Below are 10,900 nucleotides of genomic sequence, written 5' to 3' on the forward strand. Positions count from 1 at the left end.
AGGACGAGGGCGCCGGGGTGGGAGGTGCCGAAGGTGTAGAAGAGGTCGCTCATCCCGAACTCGTCGACCGAGGACCGCGTGGCGCGGCCCTGCATCTCGTCGAAGCCGATGGTGGTCCGCACGGCGCCCGCCCGGTGGTCGCGGACCGTCAGCTCGTCCGGGATCAGCGGGTGCAGGCGGTACGCGGAGACGAACTCCTCCGTCATGGAGAACGGGGCCGCGTGGTGGTCGGTGGGGGAGCCGAGGATGCCGCTGAGCATCTCTCCCGTGCCGATGCGCCCGAAGGTCTTGCTGACCCAGCGGGGCAGTACTCCGTACCAGTTGGCGTTCATCGCGTGGTGCAGTACGGGCGTGTCGAGGATCCCCGGGGTCCACTCCACGGTGTGGATCTTCGCCATCAGTGCGGTGTTGACCAGCCGCGCGGTGTGGAACAGCCGCTCGTCGTCCCACGTCGGACGGTGGGAGCGCAGGAAGTCGCAGATCGCGTTGTGCTCCTTGGCGAACAGCGTGTGCAGCAGCGACAGCCCGGCCCAGTAGTCGCTGTTCATGCCGGTCCAGTCCAGGCACTCCTTGCCGGGGCGCGGGTCGGCGGGCAGCCGGCCGTCCTCCACGATGAGCCGCCCGCCCTCGCCGGTGCGCAGGGCCCGGCAGCGCTCCTCGTCCGAGCCGTAGATCTGCGAGCCGTCCCACCAGTGCGTCACCGTGTTCTCGTAGGTCGGCGGGGCGTCCGCCGCGGTGTGGGCGACGGGGTCGGGGCGGGTGCGGTTGATGCGCATCGGGCAGGTGCCGCCGTGCTCGGCCCAGTCGTCGTCCTCGGCGAGCGGGACGGTGAACGGCTCGGCCTCCTCGTTGTCGCCGTGGTTGGCCCAGCCGTGGTTCTCGAACTGGATCCAGGCCGCCGCCAGCAGGTTCAGCGTCGGCGCCGGGACGAAGCCCCTGCGGGCCAGCAGCTGCCTGCTGATCTCGCGCGGGCTGGGCGACATCAGGGCCTCGTCGCCCTCCGGGAAGACCAGGTCGAGCGGGGCGTTGCGGTCGAGCCGGGTGCCGACCCGGCCCATGTCCTCGTCGTACGGGTCGTAGCCCGAGCCGTCGTACGAGCGGTACGGCAGCAGGGTCGAGGTGGCGCGGCGGCGCCGCTCGCCGCCGGCGCCGTAGGTGTCGTACAGGTTCTTGCGGCGCAGGTCGTCGCGGAGCACCCGCAGGTTCAGCAGCCCGAGCGGCAGTGGCAGTTCGTGCCACTCGCGGACCTCGTTGACGCGGGCGAACGCGGCCGAGCCGAGGCGTTCGAGGAAGCCGGGCGGGCAGGGGCCGGGCGGCTGCGGCGGACGGGAGCCCTGCCCGGGCAGGCCCGCGGTGCCCGGGGCCGGCGCGGACGGTCCGGGGGCCGGCCCGGTCTGCTCGGTGGAGGCGGTGTCGGTCATGGTGTTCCTCGGCATCGGCGGTGGGTTGCAGGGGAGGGGGTCGCGGGAGGCGGGCCGGTGGCCCGCACTCAGCGGTCGTACAGCCGGAAGAAGCGGGCGGCGCCCACCCGGCCCCGGTACGGGGCGAGTTCGGCGTCCACGTGGGCCCGGGCGTCGGGCACGTCGTGCTCCAGGTTGTGCGCGTACCGCTCGGCGGCATGGCACAGCGGGAAGGCGTGCGTGTCGTCGGTCCACGTGAACTCGGTGAACTGCTCCGGCAGCGGGTACGGGGACACCGAGGACCGGCCCTCCAGGCTGGGCACCACGTCGTGCTCGTTGACGAGCGAGCAGACCCGGGTCCGCGGATCGGCGGGCCGCTTGCCGTCGACGGGCGAGCCGATCGCGACCACGTGCGTGACCCGGTACACCGCGCAGAAGTCCGGGTCGGCAGCCAGGTTCATGGCGGTGATCCCGCCCAGGCTGTGCCCGACGAGCGCCACCTGCGCCCCCGAGGGCACCACGTGGCGCAGCGCCTTGCACACCGCCCTGGAGTACGGGGTCGAGGGCCTGGCCACCGCGTGCACGGCGCCCAGCAGGTCCTGCGGGCTCTCGCCGCGGAGCCCCGACATGCCGGCGAGCTGGACCACGTACCGGCGGATGCCGTCGGGGCCCGTGACCGGCTGGACCAGCAGCGTGCCGTCGGTGCCGACCGTGTCGATGTTGCGGACGTACCCGGCGATGGTGCCGGTGGTGTCGAGGCGGTCCGCGAGCGCGGGGGCCGGGATGACGGGCTCGGCCCGGCCTGGACCGCGGTCGAGGAACGCCCACACGCGGGCGCCGACGCCGAGGACGGGTTCGGCGCCGGTCAGGGTGCGGCCGGTGGCGACCTCCCAGCCCGCCCCGTCGTTGAGCGGGTTCTCGTCGGTGAGCGCGTTCCAGGCGAGGATGTCCGCGAAGGCGGGCGCGAGCAGCGCGAAGGTGCGCTCGGCGCCCTTGCGGCCGAGGATGGCGCGGAAGACGCGGACCGCCTCCCGCTGCCGGTCCTCCTCGATGGCCCTGAGCACCTTGGCGGTGTCGGGATCGCCGAGCAGCTCCGGGTGGTGGACGGCGGCGGCCCGGATCCGTGCCTTCAGGCCCGTCACGGCCAGGCTCACCGCGAGGCTCTCGCGGCTGGTGAACACGCCGACGAGCCGGCCGGCCCGGGCGAGGCCCCGGCCGCGCGCCGCCCAGCCCAGGCCCTTGGGGTCGGTGATCGCCCGCAGCAGGGTGCGCCGGGCCGGCCCGCCCCGGACGCCGAAGGGCAGCCGGGAGCCGAGGGCGAGTTCGGACGCGTACCGGGACGCCTCGCCCACGCCGTCGGCGGCCTCGGCGAGCAGGCGGCACATTTCGTGCAGGGAATCGACGTCGGGCTCGTGCCCGGTGACGGCGGTCATGGCATCGGTCATGCGGGGCCCTCCGGGGGGTACGGGTGGGGACGGGGGACGCGCCCGCTTTCAGCGCGGGGCGAGGGTGAGCCGGATGCCCGCCGAGGCGAGGATGCCGGGCAGCGCCAGGGACGGGTCCAGTGCCGGGCGGCCGCCGGTGACCCGGTGGCCGCGCAGCACCGCCGCGATCAGCCCGGCCGCCGTGGACACCCCCAGGTGCTCGCCGGGGCAGCGCCCGCCGCCGTGGCTGAACGGCGCCATCCGGATGTCCTCGGCCGCCTCGTCCTCCAGCCAGCGCGCCGGCACGAACCGGTGCGCGGCAGGAACCTGTTCGGGATCCCGCTGGTGGAACAGGGCGGGTACGAGCACGGCCGTGCCCGCCGGATAGCGGACCCCGCGCCATTCGGTCTCCTCGCGGGTCACCCGCACGAGGTCGGGCACGAGGGGGTACAGCCGCAGCGTCTCCTGTACGCAGGCCCGCAGCCGGGGAAGCTCCGGGGCGCCGGCGTCCGCCTCGGCCCGGGCCGCGTCCTGCTCGGCCGGGTGCGCGGAGAGCAGCAGCAGCGCGCGGGCGACCACCTGGTCGAGGGACTCCAGGGCGAGCAGCCAGTGATGGGCCTGGCCGACCGGGTCCAGCGCGGCGGCCTCCGGGCCGGCGGCGGCCGGGTGGCTGCGGGCGAGCGCGGTGAGGGTGTGCGGCTCGGCCCGGGCCGCGTACTCCTCGACGCGTGCGGCGGCCCGCGCGTACACCGCCTCGGCGGCCGCGGCCCGGCCCTTGCGCAGCCGCATCCAGTTGGCCTCCTGGCGCAGCACCAGCAGCCACCGGCCGAGCTCCTCGTCCCCGGCCGCCGCATCGCCGAGCACCATGCGTCGCACGACGCGGGCCACCGTCCGCCGCAGCCGCGTGAAGTCCAGCTCCGTGTGCCGGGCCAGGGCGGGCGCCTCCTCGTCGAGCAGGGCCTGGAACTCCCGGCAGGAGGGGTGCACCGGCCGGCTCGCCGCGAGCACCTCGTCGTTGATGCGGCGGCGTTCCTCGCGGGTGTCTCCGTGGGAGCAGATCACGCCCGTGGGCTCCACGAGGGACAGCCCCTTGTACTTGTCGGGTGCGTCCATGGCCAGGATGCGCACGGGCAGCTCGTAGAACTGCCGCAGGTCGCTCGGGTCCAGGAGGATGAGCAGCGGTCCGGACAGGCCCCGCACCTCCACCGGCGCACCGCCGTGCCGGGCGCGCATGGCCCGCAGGGTCGACGCCGACCAGCCCTGCTGACCGAGGGCCGCGTACGCCGCCACGACCTTGGGACGGACAGAGAACGCGCCGCGGACGAAGGCGGGCAGGGTGTGGGTCGCGGCGAAGCGGACCGTCTCGGCGCGGCCGGCCCGGGCGGGCCGCGGTACGAGGGGCTGCTGTGCGGGGGCCGCCGGCGTCGAGGCGGTGGCCGAGGCGGCGGTGGCCGACGTGCCGGATGACGCGGCGGCGGTCAGGTCCTCGGTCATGCCTCCACGACCTTGCCGGGGTTGAGCAGGTTCTTCGGGTCGAACAGCCGCTTGAGCCCGCGCTGCAGCTCCAGGCTCACCGGGTCGAGCTCGCGGGTCAGCCAGTCGCGCTTGAGGGTGCCGATGCCGTGCTCGCCGGTGCTGGTGCCGCCGAGGGCCAGGCCCGCCGCCATGATGTCGTCGTACGCGGTCTGGGCGCGGCGGAACTCGTCGGCGTCCGACTCGTCGAACACGACGGTGGGGTGGAGGTTGCCGTCCCCGGCGTGGCCCAGCGTGAAGATCCGCAGCCGGTGGCGGCGGGCGATCTCCTCGATGGTGCCCATGAACTTGGCCAGTTCGGAGCGGGGCACGGCCACGTCCTCGATGAACGCGGTGGGCTTCCCGGCGAGCGTCGCGGCGAAGGCCCCCAGCGCCGGGGAGACCAGCCGCCGCGCCTCGATGATCCGCCGCGACTCCTCGGCGGTGGTCGCGGTGACGACGTTCTGGGCGCCCGCGCCCTTGCAGAGCAGCGTCATCGCCATCAGGTCGCGGATCGGGTCCGCGCTGTCGCTCTCGACGATGAGCGTGGCCGCGGACCCGGCCTCCAGCAGCGGGTGCCCGTGGTCGGAGACCGCCTGGGAGGTGGCCCGGTCGAGGAGTTCGAGCGCGGACGGCACGTGCCCCGCCGCGGTGATGGAGGCGACGGCCTCCCCGGCCTGCGCCAGGCTCGGGAACTGCGCGAGCAGCGACAGGGCCGGCGGCCGGACCGGCCGCAGGCCGAGCGTGGCGCCGACGATGACGGCGAGGGTGCCCTCCGAGCCGACCAGCAGCCGGGTCAGGTCGTAGCCGGCGACCCCCTTGACGGTGTCGCGCCCGGTGCGCATCCGGCGCCCGTCCGGCAGGACGAGGTCCAGGCCGCGCACGTAGTCGGCGGTGACCCCGTACTTGACGCAGCAGATCCCGCCGGCGCCCGTCGCGATGTTCCCGCCGATGGTGCAGTGCTCCCAGGAGGCCGGGTCGGGCGGGTAGCTCAGGCCGTGCTCGGCGACGGCGTCGTTGAGGCGCTTGGTGACGACGCCGGGCTCGCAGCGCACGAGCCGGTTGGCGGGGTCGATCTCCAGGATGCGGTCCATCCGGGCGGTGTTCAGCACGATGCAGCCGTCGACCGCGTTCGCGGCGCCCGCGAGCCCGGTCCGCGCGCCCTGCGGGACGACCGGGACGCCCAGCTCGTACGCGGTGCGCATGATGTGCTGCACGTGCTCGGCGGTGCGCGGGAAGGCGACGGTGGCGGGGATGCCGGCCTCGGAGAACGGCGCGGCGTCCCGGGCGTGCGCGTTCAGGGTCTCGGGGTCGGTGTGCAGGACGTCCGCATGGTCGGTGAGGAGCGTGCGCAGGCGGGACAGGAGGGGGGTGTCGGGGGACATTCGGGCCTTCCGGAGGTCGGGGCGGTGGCCGGCTGACCGGCGGTCTGGAACGCGCCTAGAGAGAGGGGAGTTCGGTGGTGACGGGCACGTCGATGAGGACCGGCCCGTCCTGCTGGGCCGCGGCCTCCCGTACGAGCTTGGTGAGCTCGCCCGCGCCCTGGGCCCGGTGGGCGCGCACCCCGTATCCGGTGGCGACGGCCGTGATGTCGAGGCCGGGGATGTCGAGGCCCGGGGCGCCCTGGGCGTGCTCGAGCTGCGCGAACCAGTGGAGGATCGCGTACCGGGCGTTGCTGAGGACGACGAAGGTGACGGGGACCTTGTGGACGGCGGCGGTCCACAGCGCCTGGACGGCGTAGTGGATCGAGCCGTCGCCGATGACGCAGACCACGGGCCGGTCGGGAGCGCCGAGCTGCGCCCCGACGGCCGCGGCCGCGCCGAAGCCGAGCCCGCCGCCCGCGGAGAAGAGGTAGGAGCCGGGGGTGCTGATCCGGGTGGCCTCGTGGAACTGCGGGACGTTGGAGGGGGATTCGTTGACCCAGAGGGTGTTCTCCGGGGCGCCCTGGGCGACCGCCCGCAGGGCGGCGAGCGGGGTGAGGAGGCCGTCACCGGGCTCGGAGGTGCGCAGCGGGTCGGGGGAGTGCGGGTGCGCGTGTGCGACGGGGCCGGCGGGTGCCGGCTTCGCGGTGCCGGCCGCGAGCCGGTCCGTCAACGCCCGTACGGCCAGGGCGAGGTCGGCGACGACGGCGTCCCCGACGGGGGCACGGGCGGCCTCCTCCGCGTCCCGGGTGAGCAGGACCAGCTCGGTGCCCTCCGGCAGGTGGGGGCCGGGGACGTACGGGTAGTAGCGGAACACCGGCGCCCCGACGACCACGACCAGGTCGTGCCCGGCCAGCTGCTGCCCGAGCGGCCCGATCGCCGGGACCAGCTCCCCGCGGAACTGCGGGTGGGTGCGGGGGAAGGAGACGCGGCAGGAGACGGGAGCCGCCCAGACGGGCAGCCCGCTCCGCTCGGCGAGCGCGACCACCGCGTCCCACGCCCCGGAGGCGTCGACGTCGTCCCCGACGACGAGCACGGCCGAGCTGGCGCGCGAGATCCGCCCGGCGAGCGCGGAGAGCGCGGCCGGATCGGGGGAAGCGGCGTGCACGATCCGGCGGGCGGCCGCGGTCTGCCCGGCCCGGTCCTCCTCCTCCGTCAGCTCCGCGTCGAAGTCGTCCATGGGCAGGGAGAGGAACACCGGGCCGTGGGGCGGGGTTTCGGCCAGCTGGACCGCCCGGGCGAGCGCCGGGGCCACGTCCGCGGGGCGCGGGGGCTCGTACGCCCACTTGACCGCGGGCTGCGGCAGGAGCGTGGCCTGGGGGTTCGACAGCAGCGCCTCCATCGTGAGCATGGCGCGCACCTGCTGGCCGGCGGTGACGACCATCGGGGTCCGGTTCGCCCGGGCATTGAGGAGGGCGCCCATCGCGTTGCCCGTGCCGGGCCCGGTGTGCAGGTTGACCAGGGCCGTGGTGCCGGAGGCGAGCGCGAATCCGTCGGCGAGCCCGACGACGACCGCCTCCTGCAGGCCGAGCACGTACCGGAAGTCCTCCGGGAACCGCTTGAGCATCGGCAGTTCCGTCGAGCCCGGGTTGCCGAAGACCGTGGTGATGCCACGTGCTCGTAGAACATCCAGAACCGATTCGCGAACCGTACGCATGAGGATCCTTCCGCCAGCCGGGAGCACTGTCGGTGATCAATCCAGCACACTGCGTTGATCTTTACAAAAGGCCTTCACGGCCTTGGCGAATCTGCTATGCGCGCTGCGTGGCCCCAGTGCTGCACCGCCCGCGCCGCCTGCGGCGATTGACGGCACGTCTACGGGATCCGCCGGACATCCCTCCTGTGGGTGGGGAGCCCGTTCACTCCGACGGCGGGGCGCACCGGGATCGCCGGGCGCCCGGGGTGGCGTGGGCCGTGCACGCCCCCGCGCGTCCGCGGCGGCGCCCCCGCGGACGCGCCGGCGACGCGCAGCGGCTCGCGCCGGCGGCGCGCAGCGGCTCAGGGGCGGAAGCGCAGGGGGTGGTCCGCCGGGACCTCCACCACGGCGATGCGCACCCCGTCCGGATCGGCGACCCACATCTCGACCAGGCCCCACGGCTCCTTCAGCGGCGGCCGCAGCACCTGCGCGCCGCGCCCGCGCAGCTCCTCGTACGCCGCCTGCACGTCGGCGACCTGCAGCCACAGCTGCAGGCCCGGCGCGGGCGGGGACTCGGAGCGGCCCGACACCTCGAGGAAGCCGCCGCCGAGGAAGTAGACCGTGCCGCGCTCGGGCCCGGTGCCGAACTCCCGGTAGACGGCGAGCCCCAGCACCTCGCCGTAGAAGGCGCGCGAACGCTCCGGATCGGTGGGGCGCAGCAGGACCCTGCTGCCGAGTACGTGCACCATGCGCCCGAATGTACGTCCGGCGGGCCGGACGCGCCCGGGCATCGGCCGGATCAGCCGCATCCCGGCGCGCACGGCGTGTTCGGGAGGTGGCTCTTCCCCAGCTCGCGGTCGTGCGGGCCGGCCGTGGCCGCGCACAGGCGGGGGCAAGCCGGTCCGGATCCGTCTCCCGGACGCGGACGGTGTCGTCCCAGCCGCCCGTGACCAGGGTGTGCCCGTCGGCCGCGAAGGCCACCGTGTTCAGGGGCAGGGTGTGCCCGGTGAGCGGGCCGCCGAGCGGGGCCCGGGCCGCCACGTTCCACAGTCGGACCGTGGCGTCGGCTCCGCCGCCGGCCAGGGTGCGGCCGTCCGGGCTGAAGCCGAGGGCGGCCACCCCGTTCCGGTGGCCGGTCAGCTGCCCGCTCAGGACGACGCCGCGGCCCGGGTCGGCGGTGTTCCACAGCCGTACGGTGCCGTCGGCGGTACCCGGTGGCCAGCAGGCGGCTGTCAGGGCTGAAGGCGAGGCTCGCGAGCACCCCGCGCTCGCCGGCCGGGTCGCCGAGGTCCCGCAGCGTGGTGACGGGGTGCTCCTGGCGGGTGTCGGTGGTGGCCAGGGTGCGGCCGTCCGGACTGAAGACGAGGGCGGGGAAGGAGCCGGGCAGCGGTGCGCCCAACGGCTTTGGGTGCGCCGGATCGGAGGCGTCCCACAGGTGCAGCGCCCCGTACACGTCGGCCGCGGCCGGGCGGGGCGAACTGCACCCAGTCGATCCGCTCCGCGTCCAGCACCGCCCCGCCGGCAGGCCGCGGGACCGCCGCGTCGGCCGTGCCGGCGGGCGCGGCGAGCTCGTACAGCCGGATGCGCCCGTCGAAGCCGAGGCCAGCCAGGACGCGGCCGTCGGCGCTCAGCCGGGCCATGCCGTGGCCAGGGAGCACGGTGGGCGGCATCACCCACGGCCGGACGGTGCCCTCGGCGCCGCCGCTGACCAGCCTCTGCCCGTCGGGGGTGAAGACCAGGCTGTTGACCCCGCCGGTCTGCCCGGGGAGCGGAGCAGGTGCGCCGGCCGAGGTAGGGGTCCGCGACGACCCACAGGGGGAGGGCGCCGTCGCTGCCGCCCGTGGCGACGCGCAGCAGCAGGGCGCGGAACCTGTGCTGCCAGTCGGTGGCCAGCTCCCGCTCGGCGGACGTGTCGCCGGCCTGCCGGGCTTCGGTCAACCGGGTGCGCAGGCTGACCGGTTCGGCGTCCAGCTCCGCTTCCCGCGCCGCGTGTGCGCGGGGTCGTCGGCCCCGGTCGTGCGGCTGCGGCCGTACCCGTCTCCACAGGCGACGACGCCGCTGCGGGCCTGCTGTCAGGCCTCCGTTGCCGTGGCGGCCGGCAGGGCCGACACGGCCGATGCCACGAGCTCTTCCGCGGTGGACCCCCTCGTACCGCTCCCCTTGGCCCGAGGGTAGGAGCCGCCCCGCGCGCCGGGCGGCGGTTCGGGGCGGATCGCCGCGTACGGGTCCGTTCCGGCGGCGCCCCTCACACCTCCAGGGCGGCCGCGTCCAGGGCGGCGGTGAGCCGGTGCAGCCGGGTCTGGAGGTCGCGGATCTCGGCGAGCTCGAACCCGGTGGCGGCGGCGATCCGGCGGGGGACCTCCGCGGCCCGGGTGCGCAGCGCCGTACCGGCCTCGGTGAGGACGGCGTGCACGGAGCGCTCGTCCTCGGTGCTGCGCTCGCGGCGGATCAGCCCGGCGGCCTCGAGGCGCTTGAGCAGCGGGGACAGGGTCCCGGAGTCCAGCCGCAGGCGGGCGCCGAGCTGCTTGACGGGGGTGGTGCCGTCCTCCCAGAGGACGAGCATGACCAGGTACTGGGGGTAGGTGAGCCCGAGGTCCTTGAGCACCACCCGGTAGACGCCGCCGAAGGCCCGGGTCGCCGCGTTCAGGGCGAAGCAGATCTGCCCGTCGAGGCGGAGGAAGTCCTCGTCGCGCAGGTCCTCGTCCCGAAGGGTGTCGGTGGTCGGCTCGCTCATGCCGCCAGTGTACCGGGTACGCCTTGCGGGCGATTCGATTGCACACAATTGAATTGTGTGCTCTAGTAGTGGACGTAGTCGGCCGGACCGCACCGGCCGGCGGAACCACCACCGCGAGAGGAAACCCCGATGGACGCGCTGTACACCGCTGTCGCCACCGCCAACGGCCGCGAGGGCCGCACCGTCAGCTCCGACGGCCAGATCGACCTCGCGCTCGCCATGCCCCCGGCGCTCGGCGGCAACGGCCAGGGCACCAACCCCGAGCAGCTCTTCGCCGCCGGCTACGCGGCCTGCTTCGCCAGCGCGCTCGGCCTGGTCGGCCGCCAGGCCAAGGTCGACACCGGCGAGGTGTCGGTCACCGCGGAGACCTCGATCGGCAAGGACGACACCGGCTTCGGGCTCGCGGTCACCCTGCGCGTCGAGCTGCCGGAGTCCCTCGCGGGTGAGACGGGCGCCCTGCTGGTGAAGCAGGCCCACGAGGTCTGCCCGTACTCCAAGGCGACCCGCGGCAACATCCCGGTGGAGCTCGTCATCGAGTAGTCCCGGCCCGGGAACTGACCGGCCCGCCCGGGGCCCCACCCCTCCCCGGGCGCCAGCGGCCCCAGGCGACCGCCCGGGCCCCTGGCCCTCCCGGTCCCGCCGCCCCCCGACGGCAGGACCGATGCCCGGGCCCGGGCGTCCGACCCCGCTGCGCGGAGCCGTTCCCCACCCCGCCCCTTCTCCCCCAGCTACCGCTGGGAGGTGCCCCCAGAAACCGGGTCCTGCGGCCCCGG

The 10,900-nt window shown here is 75.2% G+C and carries 8 protein-coding genes and 2 pseudogenes; 1 reads left to right on the forward strand and 9 read right to left on the reverse strand.

Annotation, left to right across the window (positions count from 1 at the left end):
• From ABZ924_RS36865 to ABZ924_RS36905, 9 genes and pseudogenes are all read right to left on the reverse strand, one after another.
• The coding region (locus ABZ924_RS36865) for a peroxidase family protein (protein WP_361919829.1) at positions 1-1,421 on the reverse strand (1,421 nt) is incomplete at its 3' end.
• Positions 1,422-1,489: 68 nt separating this feature from the next.
• A complete protein-coding gene (locus ABZ924_RS36870) occupies positions 1,490-2,845 on the reverse strand; it encodes a hypothetical protein (protein ID WP_361919830.1) in 1,356 nt (451 codons plus the stop codon).
• Between the two features lie 48 nt (positions 2,846-2,893).
• Entirely contained in the window at positions 2,894-4,318 is a 1,425-nt protein-coding gene (locus tag ABZ924_RS36875; protein ID WP_361919831.1) for a cytochrome P450, read from the reverse strand.
• Complete coding sequence (locus ABZ924_RS36880) at positions 4,315-5,721, reverse strand: FAD-linked oxidase C-terminal domain-containing protein (protein WP_361919833.1); 1,407 nt, start codon at positions 5,719-5,721, stop codon at positions 4,315-4,317. The genes ABZ924_RS36875 and ABZ924_RS36880 overlap by 4 nt, the downstream gene beginning before the upstream one ends.
• Before the next feature lie 55 nt (positions 5,722-5,776).
• Complete coding sequence (gene mdlC, locus ABZ924_RS36885) at positions 5,777-7,414, reverse strand: benzoylformate decarboxylase (protein ID WP_361919835.1); 1,638 nt, start codon at positions 7,412-7,414, stop codon at positions 5,777-5,779.
• A gap of 341 nt (positions 7,415-7,755) precedes the next feature.
• Positions 7,756-8,142 carry a glyoxalase superfamily protein gene (locus tag ABZ924_RS36890; protein WP_361919837.1) on the reverse strand — a complete coding sequence of 129 codons (387 nt, stop codon included), beginning with the start codon at positions 8,140-8,142 and terminating at the stop codon, positions 7,756-7,758.
• 181 nt (positions 8,143-8,323) lie between these two features.
• Positions 8,324-8,629: pseudogene (locus ABZ924_RS36895) on the reverse strand (hypothetical protein); the annotation flags it as partial.
• Positions 8,626-9,150, reverse strand: a pseudogene (locus ABZ924_RS36900) (hypothetical protein); the annotation flags it as partial. The pseudogenes ABZ924_RS36900 and ABZ924_RS36895, both read right to left, overlap by 4 nt.
• 488 nt (positions 9,151-9,638) lie before the next feature.
• Positions 9,639-10,127 carry a MarR family transcriptional regulator gene (locus tag ABZ924_RS36905; protein ID WP_361919839.1) on the reverse strand — a complete coding sequence of 163 codons (489 nt, stop codon included), beginning with the start codon at positions 10,125-10,127 and terminating at the stop codon, positions 9,639-9,641.
• A gap of 129 nt (positions 10,128-10,256) precedes the next feature.
• Here ABZ924_RS36905 and ABZ924_RS36910 point away from each other — a divergent pair, with 129 nt between their 5' ends.
• A complete protein-coding gene (locus ABZ924_RS36910) occupies positions 10,257-10,667 on the forward strand; it encodes an organic hydroperoxide resistance protein (protein ID WP_030293642.1) in 411 nt (136 codons plus the stop codon).
• Positions 10,668-10,900 lie beyond the last annotated feature (233 nt).

Origin of the sequence: Streptomyces sp. NPDC046876 (genome assembly GCF_040645035.1) — a bacterium.
Taxonomy (GTDB): domain Bacteria; phylum Actinomycetota; class Actinomycetes; order Streptomycetales; family Streptomycetaceae; genus Streptomyces.